The organism is Streptomyces sp. NPDC001153 (genome assembly GCF_053598315.1).
In genome coordinates, this window is sequence record NZ_JBSFJZ010000023.1 from 126,180 (window position 1) to 143,697 (window position 17,518).

The window sequence follows — 17,518 nt, forward strand, 5'->3', positions numbered from 1 at the left end:
AGCGTCCCTCCTTCCCGTTCGCTTCCGGTCTCGCAGTTTCCCACACGGGCAGGTGGCGGCCTGTTACGGACCCTCCACCGTGACCAGCACCTTGACCTGCTCAGGGTCGGCGGACGCGGCGAAGGCCTTGGCGGCATCCGCCAGCGGATAGGTGGCGGTGACGAGCTCGGTGGTGTCCACGGCGCCCGAGGCGATCAGGGACATCGCGGTGCGGTAGTCCTCGCCGGTGTACATCAGGGTGCCTTCGACGCGGATCTCCCGGTCCTGGATCAGGTCCAGCCGGACCGGGGTCGTGCCGGGGGTGCCCACGCCCACCACGACGATCTGGCCGCCCTTGGTCACCAGGTCGGTGGCCTGGGCCATGGACCGCGCGCGGGAGACGCAGTCGAAGACGACGTCGACCGGGCCGCCGAGCGCCGCGTGGACCTGTCCGACGAGGTCGGGGGAGTCGGCGGGCAGGGCCGCGTCGGCGCCGAGGCGCAGCGCCCTCGCCCGCTTGCCGTCGAGGAGGTCGGTGACGGCGATCCGGGCGGCGCCGGCGTGCCGGGCGGCGAGGAGGGTGAGCAGGCCGATGGGGCCGGCGCCGAGCACGGCGACCGTGCGGCCGGTGAGGTCACCGGCCTTCGCCACGGCGTGCACCGGGGTGGCCAGGGGTTCGATGAGCGCGGCCTCGATGTCGGTCATGCCGTCGGGGACGCGGTGCACGCGGTCGGCCGGGATGGTGAACTGGTCGGTCATGGCGCCGGGCGTCTGGCAGCCGAAGACCTTCAGCTCCTGGCAGATGTTGTAGCGGCCCGAGCGGCACTGGGGGCACCGGCCGCAGCAGAGGTTGGGCTCGATGACCACCCGGTCACCGGGCGTGAAGCCCCCGGCCCCCTGCCCCGCCTGGGCGACGACGCCCACCGCCTCATGACCGGCGCGGTAGGGCAGGTCGATGAAGGGATGGTGACCGGCCGCAGCGTGTGTGTCGGAGCCGCACACGCCGACGACCGCAGTGCGCACCAGGAGTTCGTCGTCCCCGGGTACGGGGGCGGGTACCTGCTCGATGGTGATGTCGTGGAGGGAACGGACGAGGACGCGACGGATCTGGTGGTTGTGCCGGGGCATGGTGACGGGGTTCCGTTCGGGTCGGGCGTTCACGCGGTGGTGAGGCCGGGGCGGATCTGGATCTTGCGGCCGGTGCCCGCCTGGAAGCGGGCGATCGTACGGCCATGCCGTGGCCGCTGGAGTTCGTCGGAGGACATGGCGCCGGCCGGGTAAGCCGACTGCCGTGCCGTTGCGGCGGCACTCACTTGACGGCTCCCAGGGACAGGCCGCGCACGAGCTTGTCCTGCGCGGCGAAACCGGCGATCAGGACGGGGAGTGACACCAGGGTGGCCGCGGCGCAGAGCCGGGCCAGGAACAAGCCCTCGTTGGTGATGAAGCAGATCAGCGAGGTGGCGGCGAGTCCGGGCATGGCGACCGGCGCGACGATCCGCCACAGCACGGTGAACAGATTGGCCCCGTCGACCTCCGAGGCCTCCAGGATCTCCTTGGGCACCTCGGCGAGGAACGAGCGCATCATCCACACCGCGATCGGCAGGTTCATGGCGGTGTAGAGGACGATCAGCGTCCATACGTTGTCCAGCATGCCGATGTCCTTGACGATCAGGTAGACCGGCAGCAGGGCCGCGATGGTCGGCAGGAACTTCGTGGACAGGAAGAAGAACATCACGTCGGTCCATTTCTCGACCGGCTTGATGGACAGCGCGTAGGCCGCCGGCACGGCCAGGGCGCGCACCAGCACCGTGGAAGTCACGTCGGCCATGGCCGAGTTGAGCAGATAGGGGGTGATGTCCCGGCCGACCAGCAGGGAGTACTGGTGGAGGGTGAGCGGGGCGATGAGGCTCGGCGGGTTGGTCGCAGCGTCCGCCTCCTGGTGGAAGGAGGTGAGCACCATCCACGCCACCGGCGCGAAGAACGCCAGGGTGGTGAGCCAGGCGAGGCAGGTCCACAAGGGCGACAGCTTCGGCGTACCACTGTGGTCGTCGTGGCGGCGGACGAGCTTCTTCAGCTTCGCGCCGGGCGCGGCGACCGGCGCGTGAGCGGTCATCAGGGCACCTCCTCGCGGAACAGCGACGCGATGGTGCGCAGCGCGAGGGTCGCGATCAGGATCGAGCCGAGGACGACGACCACACCGGCGGCGGCCGCCTGGCCGTACTCGTACTTGTGGAACATGGTCAGGTAGATCCCGTAGGGCAGGTTGGTCGTCTGGGAGCCGGGCCCGCCCTCGGTGATGGAGTAGACCGCGTCGAAGGTCTGCACGACGTAGATCGTGCCGAGCAGGACGCCCAGTTCGATGTACTGGCGCAGGTGCGGCAGGGTGATGTGGCGGAAGGTCGCCAGGGCCGACGCGCCGTCGACCTTCGCCGCCTCCAGGACGTCCCCGGGCTGGGCCTGCAGACCGGCCAGCAGGATCAGCATCATGAACGGCGTCCACTGCCAGACCAACGAGACCACGACAGCCGGCATGGGGTAGGCGGACACCCAGTCGACGGTGGGGCCGTTGGCGGCTCCGAAGAGCCGGTACACGGCTGAGCACCCGACCTGGCAGCAGACCGCCGGCATCGCCGCGAAGGCCGTTGGTGAAGGTGCTCTTCGTCAGCTGCGCGATGTCCTCCATCTGCGGATTGCCGACCATCAGGACGTTGATGCTCCTGCCGCCGCCCGACGACGATCCGGCTCCGGCCCCGGAACAGGCGGTGGCGAGCAGGGCGGTCGCGGCGGCGCCGACGATGAGGGCCGATCTGGCCGTGCGGATGCGGGCGTATCTGGTCGTGCCGCATGACGGGGACCTCTCGTGCGGGTGGTTCGTGGAACGGCGTAGGGGACCCCCGCGGCGGCTCCACCTGCCGGGGGCAGCCGCTCAGCGTGGCTCGCGGAATTATTATCAGGAGTGGGCCAGTTGTTAACACATATTGCGAGAAAAACTGTGTACATCAATAGTCATCACTGCATGACGTCGAACGGCGGCCGCGGCACCTGGGGAGGACGGGAACTGGGTCGGATCCACCGAGGCGCAGGGGAGCGGGTATGCGGCGCCCCCCGTGGCCCGCCGCCGCGCCCGGCAGCGGCGTGCGCGTTGCTGTCGACCGATGGTGACTGAAATCTGTACATTTACCTGACAGCGCCTTGACTGTCAGCTGTGCGACGGTCGCACCCACGCTCGCGAACCTCGCAGGCGAGGACAACATGTTCCACTTGAGCGCGCCGATCGTGGCCACGTTCCTCGTGTACGTGGCCGTGATGATCGGAACAGGAGTCTGGGCCTACGGCCGCACTCGTACGTTGGCCGACTTCGCCCTGGGGGGCCGCAGGCTCAGCGCATTCGTGGCCGCCCTGTCCGCAGGGGCGAGCGACATGTCCGGCTGGCTGTTCCTCGCGTTTCCCGGAGCGGTGTACGCGGCCGGCGTCGGCGCCAGCTGGATCGCGGCCGGTCTGGTGGTCGGCACTTATCTCAACTGGCTGTTCGTCGCGCCGAGGCTGCGCACCTACACCGAGCGCGCGGGCAATGCCGTAAGCCTGGCGGCCTATCTGGAGGAGCGCTTCGAGGACCGCACCCGGATGCTCCGGATGGTCTCGGCGGCGGTCACGCTTGTGTTCTTCACGGTCTACGTGGCCAGCGGGCTCGTGGCCGGGGGTCTGCTGTTCGAAGACGTGTTCGGTCTCAGGTTCGGTCTCGGGGTGACCCTGACCGCCCTGGTGATCGTCATCTACTCGTGCCTGGGCGGCTTCCTGGCCGTGAGCCTGACGCACGTGATGCAGGCCACGCTGATGTTCCTGGCCCTGCTCGTGGTCCCGGTCGTCGGGATCGGCGTGCTGGGCGGCTTGGGGGAACTGCGCAACACCCTCAACAGCAAGACCCCCACCCTGCTGGACATGGGCGCCAGGGTCGGCTTCACGAACGGACATTGGTCGGCAGAGGGGTCGCTCGGCGCCGTCGCCATCATCTCGCTGCTCGCCTGGGGCCTCGGCTATTTCGGTCAGCCGCACATCCTGGCCCGCTTCATGGGCATCTGCAGCACCGCCGCCGTCCCCACGGCCCGCCGTATCGAAACGGGCTGGGTCGTGGTCGTGCTCGCGGGCGCCACGCTCGTCGGCCTGGTGGGCATCGCGCAGCCCGGAGCGCCGCTGCACGACCCGCAGTCGGTGTACATCAGCCTGTGCCGGGCCCTGCTCAATCCCTGGAGCGCCGGGGTGATGCTGATCGCCGTACTCGCCGCGATCATCTCCACCGCGGACAGCCAGCTGCTGGTGTCGTCCGTCGCTCTCACGGAGGACTTCTACCGCGCCTTCCTCAACCGGCGCGCCCCGGACAGGGCACTGGTGTGGGTCGGGCGCGCGGCCGTCGTCGTCGTGACCCTGGTGGCCTTCGTGATCGCGCTCAGGGGCGGGGGACTGCTGGGCATCGTCGCCTACGCCTGGGCGGGCTTCGGAGCCGCCTTCGGGCCGGTCGTCGTCCTCTCGTTGTACTGGCCACGCATGACCTGGGCCGGGGCCATGGCCGGAATCGTCTCGGGTGCGGCCACAGTGCTGCTGTGGAAGAAGATCGATCCGCTGCTCGGTCCCTTCCAGTCGGGCATCTACGCGATGGTCCCGGGCGTCCTGGTGGCCACGGTCGCCGCACTGGTCTTCGGCAGATTCGTCGGCCGGCCCCCGAAACGGGCCTTCTGGCGGATGCCGGGCGGCGGGGTGAGCCAGCTGATGCTCACTCCCTTCCTCACGCACGCGCCGGTCGGCATCGCCGTGCTCGACACGGATCTGCGGTACGTCTGGGTGAACGAGCCCTTGGCCCGCCGCATCCCGCACGAACGACGGCTGGGACGACGGATGGCGGACGTGCTGCCGAAGGCGGAGGCCGATGCCTTCGAGGAGAAGATGCGCCAGGTCCTGGAGACCGGCGCTCCGGTGATGGACTACGAGTACCGAGGCTCCAACTACCCCGACCCCGACCGCAGCCGGGCGATCTCCGCCTCCTTCTTCGCCATGAAGGACCGGCACGGTCAGAACGTGGGCGTCTGGTACATGGTCATCGACGTCACCGAGCGCTGGCGGGCCCAGGAGCGCCTGGCCCTGCTCAACAACGCCGCTGCCCGCATCGGCAGCACCCTGGACGTGACGCGGACCGCGCAGGAACTCGCCGACGACGCCGTACCGTCCGTCGCCGACTTCGTCGCCGTGGACCTGCTGGACTCGGTCATGCGGGGCGAGGAACCGGCACCCGGGCCGGTCGGCATCTCGCCCGTCATCCGGCGCGCGGGGCAGCAGTCGGTGCGTGAGGGCTGCCCCGAGGCGGCGCTGGCCGTGGGGGAAACGGTACGGCGTGCCCCCGCGTCCCCCGTGACCCGCTGCCTGCTGGAGAGCAGGACGCTCGTGGAACGGATCCTGGACCGCGCCAATAGCCCGTGGGTCACCGAGGACGAGACGCTGGGCGCCTCCCTCCTCGACTACGACTTCCGCTCGGTGATGGTGATCCCGGTGCGCGCACGCGGCGTCACCCTGGGCGCGGCGACGTTCGCCCGGTCCCGGCGGCTCGGCCCCTTCGAGGACGACGACGTCCGCCTCGCCGAGGAACTCGTCTCTCGCGCGGCGGTGTGCATCGACAACGCGCGCCGGTTCACCCGCGAGCGCACCGCGGCCCGTTCCATGCAGCGTTTCCTGCTGCCGCAGGAACTGACGGGAGGATCCGCTCTGGACGTCGCCTCGTGGTATCTCCCGGCCGATGCCCCGAGCGGCGTGGGCGGTGACTGGTTCGACGTGATCCCGCTCTCCGGGGCCCGGGTCGCGCTGGTCATCGGGGACGTGGTCGGGCACGGCATCAACGCGGCGGCGACCATGGGGCGCCTGCGCACCGCGGTACGCACGCTCGCCAACCTCGATCTCTCCCCGGACGAACTGCTGGCCCATCTGGACGACCTGGTCATCGGTCTGATGGGGGCACACGGCGACGAAGCCGCGACGGCGGCCGAGAACGAGGCCCCGGGTACCGCGTTCATGGGAGCCACCTGCCTGTACGCCGTCTACGACCCGGTCAGCAGGCGCTGCACACTGGCCCGTGCCGGTCACCTCCCGCCGGTGATCGTCGGTCCCGACGACAGCGCCGAGATCCTGGACCTGCCCGCCGGCCCGCCGCTGGGCCTCGGGTACCTGCCCTTCCAGTCCGTCGACCTGGAGCTGGCCGAGGGCAGCCTCATCGCGCTCTACACCGACGGCCTCATCGAGTCCTACGACCGGGACCTCGACGTCGGGCTCACCCGGCTGAGCGACATCCTCGCTGAGCCCCGGCCGACACTGGAGGAGACCGGCCGCAGGGTGATCGACGAACTGCTGGCCGGTCCGGCGTCCGACGACGCGGCCCTGCTCCTCGCGCGGACTCACGTCCTGGCACAGGACCGCGTCGTCTCCTGGAACCTGCCCAGCGATCCAGCCGTCGTCGCGCACGCCCGTACCGTCGCCGCCCAGCAGCTGACGGAGTGGGGCCTGCCCGATCTGACGTTCACCACGGAGCTCATCGTCAGCGAACTGGTCACGAACGCCATCCGTCATGCGACCGGGCCGGTCTGTCTACGCCTGATCAGAGACCGCGGCCTGATCTGCGAGGTCTCCGACACCAGCAGCACCTCGCCACGGCTGCGCCATGCCCGGACCACCGACGAAGGCGGACGGGGCCTGCTGATCGTCGCCCAGCTCGCCGGCCGATGGGGCACCCGCTACACGACGACCGGGAAGATCATCTGGACGGAACAGCCCGTTCCGACGGACCCCCCGACCCGCGGTCGCGGGTGACGGCCCCGACCGTGCCGTGTACGACGCCGTGCTCGTCCGGCACCCGGGTGCCGACCGCTGCACGCTGCACGCTGCTCGGATGCGACCTCCGAGCCGCGCTCGGCGACGAGGCGGGACCGCACGCCACGGCGTCGATGGTCCTTGATACGAGGTCTGCTTTCTGCGGGCCGTGAGATCCGTCAACGCCGGGGGCAGCGTGCGAGCGGAAGGCATCCACCCGGGCGGCGAACACGGGCAGTTCGGTGGCGAGCAAGCGGTGAGGTGGTCCCGGCGTGCGACGGATGTCGGGATCAGGACCGGGCTACCTTGAGCGCGGTGACGAGCTCTTCCGTGGCGACGATGGCATGGGCGAAGGTGGGGCCGTTCAGCTCATGTGCGGCGTGCATCATCTCGGGATGAAAGGCCGCGGTGGCGTCGCGGACCAGCGTCACGTGGTAGCCGAGCTCCATGGCGAAGCGGCTGGTGGATTCGATGCAGGTGTTCGCCAGGAGGCCGACGACCACCACGTGGGTGATTCCGTGCTGCTTGAGCTGCAAGTCCAGGTCGGTGTTGGCGAACCCGCTCTGCGCCCAGTGCTCCCGGGCGATGATGTCGCCCTCCTGCGGCTGGAAGTCGGGGTGGAACTCCCCGCCCCAGGTACCACGGGCGAACGAGTGCCGCTCCTGGATGCTCCGCTGGGTGGGGTTCGGGTGCGCCCAGGTCTCGTAGTCGCCCGGCTCCCAGCGGCGGTGCGGGACGAACACCACTTGGATGCCGGCGTCGCGGGCGGAGCCGACCACGGAACGCAGGTTGTCCAGCAGGCCGACCTCCTGCGCCACGGGCTCCAGGCGCGGCCAGATCTTGCCGCCCTCGGAAAGGAAGTCGTTGTACGGGTCGACCAGCAGAACCGCAGTATGGCGAGGGTCGTAGGTCTTGGTGTCGGCCATGGGTACTCCTCCGATCCTGATGCCAGACGTCGTGCGGATCATGGATTGTCTCCATCCTCGCGCGACCTCCCTCACCACGCTCGAAGGGGGCGCCGAAAGAATGACGGGCCTCACTCCTGTTCGTCACTTGTCAAATAGGTGACGAACCGGTCCCGCTTGTTTTACAGGCCCAGGTCGGCGGCCAGGCAGGAGAAGGACATCCATGATCCTTCCGGGTCGTAGGCGTCCCTCGCCGCGTCGCGGGGCGCGGCCGCCTTCTCCTCGACCATGTCCTCGTACCGGATGCGCCCGGGCAGCGTGCCAAAGCGCGCGCGGCGTGCGGCCGCGGTGCTGTCCGGGGTGCTCTGGCTCTCCATAGTCAGCCTCCGCTGAATCGGTGGCGGGTCGAGCCATGTGGCTCGGTGGATACCAGATTCCCCCAACAGGCGTCACCTGTCAAGACGGTGACGTGGATGGTGAGGGGCTTGCCGGAGGCGGAGTGTCACGGTCGGCGGGGGAGTGCGCACTGGACAGGCCGCGCGCCGTCAGTTCCTTCCGGTCCGCTCCCCGGCGTGCAGCGCTGCCCAGCCCGCCGACCGCCGGCCGTGCCAGTACGGGTGGAAGAGCACCTCCGACGACAGGTGGATCAGTCGCCGCCGGAGCGCCGTGCGCGGGCGGGCGGCGAGTTGCCGGTAGGTGGCGTGCCACTCCGCTTGTGCGCGAGCCAGGTCGTCGGGAATCGGCCTCATGGCCGGATTCAATCATGTGTTCGATTTTATGGGCCAGTCAGTGAAGAGTGATCGTTGCCGGCGAACGTCATCCAGTGGTGCGACCGGGCCTGACGTGAGAGGGGGCGGGATCGGTGTGAGACTGGGCGCAGAAGGGGTGATCCCGTGTCGGACCCACCGCGCGCGCCCGCCGGCTCCGACGCAGCCGCCGTCGACGAGAGCCGGATGGAGGAGCTGCTCGTCGAGGCACAGACGGCCCTGCCGTTCGAACTGTCCGACCTGGCGAACCGGTGCGCTTCGGCTCTCGGCCTGGACACCGCGCTGATCTACCTCGTCGACCTGCAACAACGGCTGCTCATCCCACTCGACGAGACCCTGGAGCCGCTGTCGGTGGTCGACTCGTCGGCCGGCTGGGCGTACCGCACCATCACGACACAGGTGGTCGACGCCGACGACGGCGTGATCATCTGGATGCCTCTTGTCGACGGAGCGGAGCGGCTGGGCGTGCTGGCGGTGCGGACCGCCACGCCCGACGCGGTACGGATGCGCCGCACCAGGATGCTGGCCCATCTGTTCGCCATGCTGATCACCTCCAAGCGCACCTACAGCGACTGGCTCGCCGCCCGCACCCGCACCACGGCCATGGGCTTGCCGGCCGAGATGCTGCGGGCGTTCCTGCCGCCCCACACCGTCGGCAGCAGGAGATGCATCTCGACCGCGGTCCTGGAACCGGCCTACGACGTCGCCGGGGACGCCTTCGACCACTCGGTGGTCAAGAACATGCTGCACACCATGATCCTCGACTCCATGGGTCACGATCTTGTCTCCGGCCTGACCACGTCGGTCGCCATGGCGGCGGCGCGGAACACCCGCCGTGGCGGTGGCGACCTGGCTGACGTGGTCGCCTCCGTCGACGAGGCGCTCTCCCATTGGCTCCCCGACCATTTCTGCACCGGCGTGCTGTGCCGGCTCGATGCGGAGACGGGAGTGCTGCGCTGGGTCAACTGCGGTCACCCTCCGCCGCTGTTGATCCGTTCCGAGCGGGTGGTCGACGGGGCGCTGGACAGCTCCCCGCAGCCCCCGATCGGCCTGGTCGGCGAATTCGTCCCGGCGGCCCGGCAGGTCCACGAGACGACACTGGTACCGGGCGACCACGTCCTGCTCTACACCGACGGGGTCGTGGAGGCACGCGACGCGAACGGAGCGGAGTTCGGCCTCGACCGGTTCACCGACTTCATCATCCGTTCCTCAGCCGCCGGGCAGCGCCCGGCCGAGGTGCTGCGGCTGCTCATCCACGACCTCCTCGACCATCAGCGCAACCAACTCCGGGACGACGTGACCATCCTCCTCTTCGAGTGGAGTCCGCAGTGCCGGTGAGGCGGCATTGCCCCGAGTCTGGCTGCGCGGCCCCCTTCCGACCCCTCAAGGTGTGGTTCCGGTTCGTCCCGCGCGAGGGCTGGAACTCACCCGGGCGCTACAAAAATGACGGGGTTCTCGGTCCGACCCGGACTCATCGAGGAGTACACGCGGACGACCGGTGCCGCTCTGGGAGGCCGGGACGGCTGGGACGCCTGCCCCGACCCGGGCATGATCACGGCGGTGCGTGGCGAGGACCGCTGTTGTGCCCGTACTGCCCGGCGACGGGATCCGCTTGTTCACCAGCCCTGGTGGCACCCCGGTCCGGCTCGAACTGCTGGACGGCAACGATCCCTCGGCCGCGGTCAGTGTGCGCTACCGCCCGGTCAGGTCCACGTGACCGAGCCGAGCGCGACTGCTGCGCAGCCGGCGATCCCGGCTGCTCCGGGTGGCGTTCGGCCTCCAGCATCCCTTCCACGCGGACCTGGTGGAGGGTGTCTACGCCGCGGCCGAACCGGCGGCTACCAGATCGCGCTGAGCGCCGTGACCGCCGGGCGCGGCGAGCGGCGCGCCGTGGACGCGCTGCTCGCCGACCGCTGTGAGGCACTGATCCTCCTCGGCCCGCAGGCCCCTGCCGCACGGCTGGCGGAACTCGCCGCGCAGCTGCCGGTCGTCTCCGTGGCCCGCCGGCTACGGCCACCGGTCCCTGGCCTGGAGGTCGTACGGACCGCCGATGACGCGGGCGCACGCCAGGCGGTGGATCACCTCGTCGCCCTCGGTCACCGCGCCATCGCCCATATCGACGCGGGTCGGGCGCCGGGCGCGGCCGACCGGCGCCGGGGCTGTCGCACCGCCATGAACCGCCACGGCCTGGCCGGACACATCCGCATCCTCCCCGGCGGGCTGACCGAGGAAGAAGGTGCCGGGGCCGCCCGCGCCCTGTCGGCCGACCGGCGACGCCCCACCGCCGTACTGGCCTTCAACGACCGCTGCGCGACCGGCGTTCTCGATGTCTTCCTGCGCTCCGGCATCGCGGTCCCGGCGACATGTCCGTGGTCGGCCGTCGACGACAGTCGGACGTCATGGCCCCCCGCCTCGTCATCGGCACCACGGCCCCGCCCCGCCCCGCTGAGCCTGACCCCTCCGGTGGGTCGGGCAGTCTGCGAGCCCTTTATTGCCTTGACAAGAATTGTCATGACAACAATGATGGACGCGTGAGCAACACCAGTGGACTCCACGACCACCTCGGCTACTGGCTTCGCCGTCTGTCCGACGAGGTCCACGGCCGGTTCGAGGCCGAGCTCGGCAGGCACGACGTCACCGTCTCCCAGTGGGGCGTGATGGTCAGTGTCTTCCACGGCCACGACACCACCAAGGCGGTGGCGGCCCACATGGACATCGATCCGGGAGCCGTCTCCCGCCTGGTCGACCGGCTGGCGGCCAAGGGCCTGATCCGGCGCGAGCCCGACCCCGCCTCCCGGCGCTCGGTCCGGCTCGTCCTGACCGACCGGGGACAGGCTCTCGTCCCCGAACTGGCCGAGATCGCCGACCACAACGACGCCCACTACTTCGGCTCGCTCGACGCCGGTCAGCGGCGGCAGCTGGAGGAATGGATCCGGCGTCTGGTGGGCGCGGCCCACCCCGCCCAGCCTCCCGGCAACCCTTGAAAGAAGCGCGCGATGAGCGTCCAAACCTCCGTCACCAAGACCGTCGGCATCGACTGCCCGTACGAGCAGGTCTACGCCTTCCTCGCCGACCCCGCGAACTGGCCCACCTGGGCCGTGGTCAACGTCCGGTCGATCGAGCCCACCGACGACCCCGACTGGTGGCGCATGTCGACCCCGCTGGGCCCGGCCAGGCTGCGCCTGCGCGCCAACGCCGAGTTCGGGATCCTCGACCACGACTACGTCGACGACACCGCCGCCTGGTGTGTACCGGCCCGCGTGGTCCCCAACGGCGACGGGGCCGAGTTCATGATCACCTTCTATCGGCCGCCGGGCTTCACCGACTCCTTCTTCAAGGAGCAGACCGACCTGGTCGACACCGAACTGGCCACCCTGAAGAAGGTTCTGGAGACCCGGCGGGCAGGCGTCACAGCATGACGTGCTTGACCTGGGTGTAGTCGAGCAGGCCCGCGAGGGAGAGGTCACTGCCGTAACCGGAGTGCCGTACACCGCCGTGCGGCATCTCCGAGACGGTCGTGCCGTGGGTGTTGACCCAGACGATGCCGGTGTGCAGTGCCCGGCTCGCGCGCATCGCGCGGTCGTGGTCGCGGGTCCAGACACTCGCGGCCAGCCCCTGCGGCACGTCGTTCGCCATGCGCAGGGCCTCGGCCTCGTCGGCGAAGGGCTGGACGGTGACGACCGGCCCGAACACCTCGTTGCGTACGATCTCGTCCTCCTGCCGGGCCCCGGCCACCACCGTGGCCTCGTGGAAGTAGCCGGGGCGGGGCACGCGGGTGCCCCCGGTGACGACCTCGGCGTGCGGCGGCAGGCGCTCCAGCAGCCCGCACACAGAGGTGAGTTGGGCGGCGTTGGCGAGCGGACCGAAGTCGGCGCGGGCGTCGGCGGACGCGCCGGGCACGCGCTGCGCGGCCCACTGGGCGAAGGCCTCCAGGAAGCTGTCGTGGACGCGCCGGTGGACCAGGATCCGGCCGGCGGCCGTGCAGTCCTGCCCCGCGTTGTAGAAGGACAGGTACGACAGCTGCTCGACCGCCTCGTCGAGATCGGCGTCCTCGTGGATCAACACCGGTGCGTTGCCACCGAGTTCGAGATGGAGCCGCTTCAGGTCGGCCGCCGCCGCGGCCGCGATCTCCTGTCCGGCGCGGACGCTCCCGGTGACGGCGACCATCCGGACGTGGGGATGGGCGACGAGCAGGCGCCCGGTGTCCCGGTCGCCGCACACGACGTTCAGCACGCCGGGCGGCAGGTGCTCGGCGGCCAGCCGGGCGAGGAGCGTGGCCGTGGAGGGCGTGGAGTCCGAAGGTTTCAGCACGACGGTGTTGCCGGCGGCCAGCGCCGGAGCGATCTTCCACACGGCCATCATCAGCGGGTAGTTCCACGGCGTGATCTGGGCGCAGACGCCCACCGGCTCGCGGCGCAGGACGGAGGTGCGCCCCGGTGTGTACTCGGCGGCCGCGGCGCCCGGCAGGTTCCGGGCGGCCCCGGCGAAGTACCGCAGCACGTCCACGATCGCGGGCAGCTCGTCCGCCAGGAAGAGGGCGCGCGGCTTGCCCGTGTCGGCCACCTCGGCGCTCGCCAGGGCGTCGGCCTCCCGTTCCAGGGCGTCGGCGATGCGCAGCAGCGCGGCCTGCCGGTACGCCGGTGTGGTGGCCGACCAGCCGTCGAAGGCGTCCTGCGCCGCCCGGCAGGCCCGGTCCACGTCCTCGGGGCCGGACAGCGGGGCCAGTCCGTGGGGGAGTGCGGTCGCGGGGTCGATCAGTCGCAGCGTGGCTCCGGAGGCGGCCGGTACGTCCGTGCCGCCCACGTGGTTCAGGACGGCCGTGAGGGGAGCTGTGTCAGCCACGGCGCAGTGCCTCCTCGGCGGCGGCGCGGCCGGTGCGGACGGCGCCCTCCATGTATCCGGCGACCCACTGGTCCGAGCCGCAGACGTAGAAGGGCGGTTCATGGGTGCCGTGCAGCGGACCGACCGCCATCACCTCACCCGGTGGCCACTGGGTGACGTAGCCCTGCGTCCACGGGTCGGTGCCCCACAGCCGCAGGTGACAGGCGGTCGGCCGCAGCGCCTGGTCGCCGAACATGGCGGCCGTCTCGGCGAGCAGCTCCGGTATGCGCAGGTGCGGCGGGATGCCCAGCAGGACGCCGTAGCGCTCGGGGGGAACCAGCGCCGACAGCACACCCTCGTTCTGCGGCCACGTGCTGCCCAGGACCCCCTCCGCCTCGGACAGGCCGCTGAGGCCGTCGGCGCGCCAGAAGGGACGGTCGTGGACGGCGGCGAACTTCGCCGCGATTGCCTGGCGCTGGCGGTGCAGCGAGGCCAGGCGGGCGTCGCTCACCCCGGTGACGTGGACGGACCGCAGGGGTCCCACCGGCAGGGCGCTCACCACGGCCGCCGCGGTGAGGACCTCGCCGGTGAGCAGGCGGACGGTGCAGTGGCCGGGGCGTACGTCCAGCGCGGCGACGGGTGCGCCGAGGCGGATGCGCGGGCCCAGCTCGCGGCCCATGACCTCGGCCAGGGTCGCCGAGCCCTCCGCCAGGCGCAGTCCCTCCCAGTCGTCGTAGTCGTAGTCGCCCGTACCGGGCACCGCCGCGCTCTTGCGCAACGCGGCGAGCAGCGAGATCCGCTCGTACGACCCGCCCGCCAGGGCCAGTTGGCCGATGTCCCACAGCCGTACCACGGCGGGCGTGGCGTGGCGGGAACGCAGCCAGTCGGCCACGGACAGCCGGTCCAGAGCGGCCGCCTCCGGGTGCGACCAGGGGGCGTCGGGATCGACCGTGGCGGCGAGCTTGCTGAACTCCCTGCCGAGGTGCTCGTGTCGGGCCGTGTCTCCGGGGCCGAACCAGTGCGGTGGATCGCCGGCCGAGAGGCCCTCGGGCGTGGAACGGGTCATGCGGCCGGGTTCGGCCACGTAGCTGGGAACCAGCTCCAGGCCGAGTTCCTTGGCGAGTTGCAGGTACGCGGTGTGGGCACGGCCGACCACCTCGCCGCCCAGCTGGACGGTGCGGCCGTCGGGTGTGCGGGTCTGCTCGACCCGGCCGCCGACGCGGTCCCGGGCCTCCAGGACGAGCACGTCGGTGCCGGCGGTGGCCAGGTCACGGGCGGCGGCGAGTCCGGCAAGGCCCGCGCCCAGCACGATCACGTCGTGATGCATCGCAGTCGCTTTCGTCAGGGGATCGGGTCAGGCCAGGACCAGGCAGTGTTCGGGCCGCCAGCCGAACTCCACCGTCTCGCCGCCGCTCCAGCGGTCCTCCATGCGGGCGCGGGCCGTGTTCTGCTCCAGCACGGACAGCGTGACGCCCGGGGCGAGTTCGATCAGGTAGGTGGTCGTCGGGCCGCTGTAGACCGTCTCGCGGATCACTCCGGAGAGCACGGACATGCCCGGTTCGAAGTCGGACAGCCAGATCTTCTCGGGGCGCACGGACACGCTGACGGCGGTGCCGTCCGCGAGGCCGCCGCGGGGGCCCACCGCCAGGGCGGGGCCCTGGTCCAGGGCGACCTCACCGCCCCGGTAGGTGCCGGTCATCAGGTTGGACGTGCCCATGAAGGAGGCCACGAACCGGCTCGTGGGATGCTCGTAGACGTCCTCGGGGGTGCCGCACTGCTCGATGCGGCCCTCGTTCATCACGGCGATCCGGTCGGACATGGTCAGCGCCTCGTCCTGGTCGTGGGTGACGAAGACGAAGGTGATGCCGACCTCGCGCTGGATCTGCTTCAGCTCCACCTGCATCTGCCGGCGCAGCTTCAGGTCGAGGGCGGCCAGCGGCTCGTCGAGGAGCAGCACGGCCGGACGGTTGACCAGCGCACGGGCCAGGGCGACGCGCTGGCGCTGACCGCCCGAGAGGGTGCGGGGCCTGCGGTCGGCGAGGCCGGCGAGCTGGACCAGCTCCAGCATCTCGCCGACGCGCTGCCGCATCTCGCTCTTGCCGACGCCCTTGCGCTTGAGGCCGAAGGCCACGTTGTCGGCGACGCTCAGATGGTCGAAGAGCGCGTAGCTCTGGAAGACCGTGTTGACGTTGCGCCGGTTCGGCGGCAGCGCGGTCACGTCCTCGCCGGAGAGCAGCACCGAACCCTCGGTCGGGTCGCTGAACCCGCCGATCATGCGCAGCGTGGTGGTCTTGCCGCAGCCGGAGGGGCCCAGCAAGGAGAAGAAGTGGCCGGCCTCGATGTCGAGGTCGAGACGGTGGACGGCGTAGGAGTCCGCGAACTGCTTGGAGACGCCGTCGAGCCGGACGGCCGGGATCGCGTCCATGGGTCACTCTCCGGAGAGGATGTCGAGGCCGCCGCGGCGGCCGAAGAGGCGCGGGATGAACAGGGCCAGGGCGATCAGGACGATGGAGCCCGCGAGCATCAGGGTGCCGACGGCGTTGATGGTGGGCTTCACCCCGAAGCGGATCGCCGAGTAGATCCGCACCGACAGCGGCTGGGGGTCCACGCCGGTGGTGAAGTAGGCGAGGACGAAGTCGTCGAAGACGAGCGCGAAGATCAGTACCGCGCTGGCCAGTACGGCGGGCAGCAGGGCGGGCAGGGTCACCAGGCGCACCGCCTGCCAGCGGCTGGCGCCGAGGTCCATGGCGGCCTCCTCCACCTCCGGGTTCAGTGCGGCGACCCGGGAGCGGAGGATGACGGTGACGTAGGAGATGGAGAAGGTGATCTCGGCGAGCATCACCGTGCCGGTGGACAGCGCCACGCCCAGGCCCTTGAAGAGCAGCATCGAGGCGACGCCGGTGACGATCTCCGGTGTGATCAGCGGCACCAGCATGATCAGACCGGCCAGCGAGCCGAGCCGGGTGCGGCAGCGGACCAGACCGAGCGCGAGCGCCACGCCGAGTACGACCGAACCGGCCATCGCCACCAGGGAGATGCGCAGGCTGGTGCCGAGTGAGGAGATCAGGACGTCGTCCTGGACGAAGGCGCGGTACCAGCGCAGGCTGAACCCGCCGAACACGGTCAGGGACTTCTTGGCGTTGAAGGAGAACAGGGCCACGACCGCGATGGGCAGGTAGAGGAGCGCGAAGAAGAGCGCGGTGACGGCGATGAGCAACCGGGGCTTGCGGTCGGCGCGGCCGCGTCGCGCGCGGCTGCGGGCGGCCGGCCGGGCGGGTGCGGTGGCGGAGGGCAGGCGCAGCAGGGTCATCGGTGGGCCTCCGCCTCGTCCTTGCGGGTGCGGCGCAGATAGCCGAACATCCCGATCAGCAGGACCAGCATCAGCAGCATCGTGAGTGCGGAGCCCAGCGGCCAGTTCTGGCCCTGGAAGAACTTGTCCTGGATGAGGTTGCCGATCATGATCTGGTCCGGTCCTCCCATGAGCTGTGCGCTGACGAAGTCGCCCATGGCGGGCAGGAACACCAGGACGAGCCCGGCCGCCGCGCCCTGCCGGGTGGCGGGCAGGGTGACGAAGAAGAAGGTGCGGACGGGGCCGCCGTACAGGTCGCGGCCGGCCTCGATGAGGGAGACGTCGAGCCGTTCCAGGGCCGCGTACAGCGGGATGATCATGAAGACGACGAAGCCGTAGACGAGTCCCGCGACCACTCCGGCACCGGTGTTGAGGATCTTCGTGCTGCCGTCGGCGAGTCCCACCGCGCGCAGGACGCGCAGCACGGGGCCGTCGTCGGACAGGACCACCGACCAGCCGTACATGCGGACCAGGTAGTTGGCGAAGAACGGCACCACGATCGCGGCGATCAGCGCGTGCTTGTAGCGCCCGCCGTGCAGGGCGATGGTGTACGCCACCGGGTAGGCGATCACCAGGCAGATCAGGCAGGTCAGCACGGCGTAGCCGAGGGAGCGGGTGAGGACCTCGGTGTAGGCGGGGTCGGCGAGGGCGCGTACGGCGGACAGGTCGAAGCCGAAGCGCGGGTTGCCGAGGTCGTCGGTGGTGCCCACGGCGAGGACGGCGACCAGGACCAGCGAGGCGATCATGAAGCCGGTCATCCACAGGGTGCCGGGCAGCATGAGCCAGGCCCAGATGCGGCCCTCGCCGGCGCCGCGCCGGCGGGTGCGGGAGGAGGAGCGGAGCAGTGCCAT

General features: G+C 70.6%; 17 protein-coding genes and 1 pseudogene. 6 read left to right on the plus strand and 12 right to left on the minus strand.

What is annotated here, in order from left to right:
* Window positions 1–63: 63 nt before the first annotated feature.
* From ACWDEN_RS25860 to ACWDEN_RS25875, 4 genes and pseudogenes are all read right to left on the minus strand, one after another.
* A complete protein-coding gene (locus ACWDEN_RS25860) occupies window positions 64–1,107 on the minus strand; it encodes a zinc-dependent alcohol dehydrogenase (protein WP_351602806.1) in 1,044 nt (347 codons plus the stop codon).
* 29 nt (window positions 1,108–1,136) lie between these two features.
* Window positions 1,137–1,292 carry a hypothetical protein gene (locus ACWDEN_RS25865; protein ID WP_351602808.1) on the minus strand — a complete coding sequence of 52 codons (156 nt, stop codon included), beginning with the start codon at window positions 1,290–1,292 and terminating at the stop codon, window positions 1,137–1,139.
* Window positions 1,289–2,092, minus strand: coding sequence for a carbohydrate ABC transporter permease (locus ACWDEN_RS25870; protein ID WP_351602810.1), 804 nt, complete (start codon window positions 2,090–2,092; stop codon window positions 1,289–1,291). The genes ACWDEN_RS25865 and ACWDEN_RS25870 overlap by 4 nt, the downstream gene beginning before the upstream one ends.
* Window positions 2,092–2,571, minus strand: a pseudogene (locus ACWDEN_RS25875) (carbohydrate ABC transporter permease); the annotation flags it as partial. The gene ACWDEN_RS25870 and the pseudogene ACWDEN_RS25875, both read right to left, overlap by 1 nt.
* Window positions 2,572–3,231: 660 nt before the next feature.
* On the opposite strand from ACWDEN_RS25875, the gene putP reads away from it, so the two are divergent.
* The gene (putP, locus tag ACWDEN_RS25880; protein WP_351602812.1) at window positions 3,232–6,825 is read left to right on the plus strand and encodes a sodium/proline symporter PutP; all 3,594 of its coding nucleotides are present in this window, start codon (window positions 3,232–3,234) and stop codon (window positions 6,823–6,825) included.
* 290 nt (window positions 6,826–7,115) lie between these two features.
* Here the strand turns inward: putP and ACWDEN_RS25885 are convergent, their stop codons facing one another.
* The 3 genes from ACWDEN_RS25885 to ACWDEN_RS25895 form a co-directional block, all read right to left on the minus strand.
* A complete protein-coding gene (locus ACWDEN_RS25885) occupies window positions 7,116–7,751 on the minus strand; it encodes an isochorismatase family cysteine hydrolase (RefSeq protein ID WP_351602813.1) in 636 nt (211 codons plus the stop codon).
* Window positions 7,752–7,912: 161 nt separating this feature from the next.
* Window positions 7,913–8,107, minus strand: coding sequence for a hypothetical protein (locus ACWDEN_RS25890; protein WP_351602815.1), 195 nt, complete (start codon window positions 8,105–8,107; stop codon window positions 7,913–7,915).
* Between the two features lie 168 nt (window positions 8,108–8,275).
* A complete protein-coding gene (locus tag ACWDEN_RS25895; protein ID WP_351602817.1) occupies window positions 8,276–8,479 on the minus strand; it encodes a hypothetical protein in 204 nt (67 codons plus the stop codon).
* 144 nt (window positions 8,480–8,623) lie between these two features.
* Here ACWDEN_RS25895 and ACWDEN_RS25900 point away from each other — a divergent pair, with 144 nt between their 5' ends.
* The 5 genes from ACWDEN_RS25900 (at window position 8,624) to ACWDEN_RS25920 (ending at window position 11,916) form a co-directional block, all read left to right on the plus strand.
* Window positions 8,624–9,835, plus strand: a complete 1,212-nt coding sequence (locus ACWDEN_RS25900) for a PP2C family protein-serine/threonine phosphatase (protein WP_351602819.1) — start codon at window positions 8,624–8,626, stop codon at window positions 9,833–9,835.
* Window positions 9,836–10,079: 244 nt separating this feature from the next.
* Window positions 10,080–10,214: a hypothetical protein gene (locus ACWDEN_RS25905; protein ID WP_351602821.1), complete on the plus strand. Its 135-nt coding sequence runs from the start codon at window positions 10,080–10,082 to the stop codon at window positions 10,212–10,214.
* Between the two features lie 143 nt (window positions 10,215–10,357).
* Window positions 10,358–11,032 (plus strand): substrate-binding domain-containing protein, encoded by a 675-nt coding sequence (locus tag ACWDEN_RS25910; RefSeq protein ID WP_351602823.1) that lies wholly within the window; start codon window positions 10,358–10,360, stop codon window positions 11,030–11,032.
* On the plus strand, window positions 11,029–11,481 hold the full coding sequence (locus tag ACWDEN_RS25915; RefSeq protein WP_351602825.1) for a MarR family winged helix-turn-helix transcriptional regulator: 453 nt from the start codon (window positions 11,029–11,031) through the stop codon (window positions 11,479–11,481). The genes ACWDEN_RS25910 and ACWDEN_RS25915 overlap by 4 nt, the downstream gene beginning before the upstream one ends.
* 12 nt (window positions 11,482–11,493) lie before the next feature.
* Window positions 11,494–11,916, plus strand: a complete 423-nt coding sequence (locus ACWDEN_RS25920) for an SRPBCC family protein (protein WP_351602827.1) — start codon at window positions 11,494–11,496, stop codon at window positions 11,914–11,916.
* Here the strand turns inward: ACWDEN_RS25920 and ACWDEN_RS25925 are convergent.
* The 5 genes from ACWDEN_RS25925 to ACWDEN_RS25945 are packed head-to-tail and all read right to left on the minus strand — an operon-like array spanning window position 11,906 to window position 17,518.
* Window positions 11,906–13,339: an aminobutyraldehyde dehydrogenase gene (locus ACWDEN_RS25925; protein WP_351602829.1), complete on the minus strand. Its 1,434-nt coding sequence runs from the start codon at window positions 13,337–13,339 to the stop codon at window positions 11,906–11,908. The two genes, ACWDEN_RS25920 and ACWDEN_RS25925, sit on opposite strands and share 11 nt — an antisense overlap.
* Window positions 13,332–14,645, minus strand: a complete 1,314-nt coding sequence (locus tag ACWDEN_RS25930) for a flavin monoamine oxidase family protein (protein WP_351602831.1) — start codon at window positions 14,643–14,645, stop codon at window positions 13,332–13,334. The genes ACWDEN_RS25925 and ACWDEN_RS25930 overlap by 8 nt, the downstream gene beginning before the upstream one ends.
* Window positions 14,646–14,672: 27 nt before the next feature.
* Complete coding sequence (locus ACWDEN_RS25935) at window positions 14,673–15,743, minus strand: ABC transporter ATP-binding protein (protein WP_351602833.1); 1,071 nt, start codon at window positions 15,741–15,743, stop codon at window positions 14,673–14,675.
* 3 nt (window positions 15,744–15,746) lie between these two features.
* Complete coding sequence (locus tag ACWDEN_RS25940; protein WP_351602835.1) at window positions 15,747–16,628, minus strand: ABC transporter permease; 882 nt, start codon at window positions 16,626–16,628, stop codon at window positions 15,747–15,749.
* A complete protein-coding gene (locus ACWDEN_RS25945) occupies window positions 16,625–17,518 on the minus strand; it encodes an ABC transporter permease (protein WP_351602837.1) in 894 nt (297 codons plus the stop codon). The genes ACWDEN_RS25940 and ACWDEN_RS25945 overlap by 4 nt, the downstream gene beginning before the upstream one ends.

What these genes read in the sequence shown, in the direction of transcription:
- ACWDEN_RS25860 (WP_351602806.1), bottom strand. Translation starts at nt 1,107, where the DNA reads ATGCCCCGGCACAACCACCAGATCCGTCGCGTCCTCGTCCGTTCCCTC.
- ACWDEN_RS25940 (WP_351602835.1), bottom strand. Translation starts at nt 16,628, where the DNA reads ATGACCCTGCTGCGCCTGCCCTCCGCCACCGCACCCGCCCGGCCGGCC.
- ACWDEN_RS25930 (WP_351602831.1), bottom strand. Translation starts at nt 14,645, where the DNA reads ATGCATCACGACGTGATCGTGCTGGGCGCGGGCCTTGCCGGACTCGCC.
- ACWDEN_RS25870 (WP_351602810.1), bottom strand. Translation starts at nt 2,092, where the DNA reads ATGACCGCTCACGCGCCGGTCGCCGCGCCCGGCGCGAAGCTGAAGAAG.
- ACWDEN_RS25890 (WP_351602815.1), bottom strand. Translation starts at nt 8,107, where the DNA reads ATGGAGAGCCAGAGCACCCCGGACAGCACCGCGGCCGCACGCCGCGCG.
- putP (WP_351602812.1), top strand. Translation starts at nt 3,232, where the DNA reads ATGTTCCACTTGAGCGCGCCGATCGTGGCCACGTTCCTCGTGTACGTG.
- ACWDEN_RS25885 (WP_351602813.1), bottom strand. Translation starts at nt 7,751, where the DNA reads ATGGCCGACACCAAGACCTACGACCCTCGCCATACTGCGGTTCTGCTG.
- ACWDEN_RS25920 (WP_351602827.1), top strand. Translation starts at nt 11,494, where the DNA reads ATGAGCGTCCAAACCTCCGTCACCAAGACCGTCGGCATCGACTGCCCG.
- ACWDEN_RS25945 (WP_351602837.1), bottom strand. Translation starts at nt 17,518, where the DNA reads ATGGCACTGCTCCGCTCCTCCTCCCGCACCCGCCGGCGCGGCGCCGGC.
- ACWDEN_RS25935 (WP_351602833.1), bottom strand. Translation starts at nt 15,743, where the DNA reads ATGGACGCGATCCCGGCCGTCCGGCTCGACGGCGTCTCCAAGCAGTTC.
- ACWDEN_RS25895 (WP_351602817.1), bottom strand. Translation starts at nt 8,479, where the DNA reads ATGAGGCCGATTCCCGACGACCTGGCTCGCGCACAAGCGGAGTGGCAC.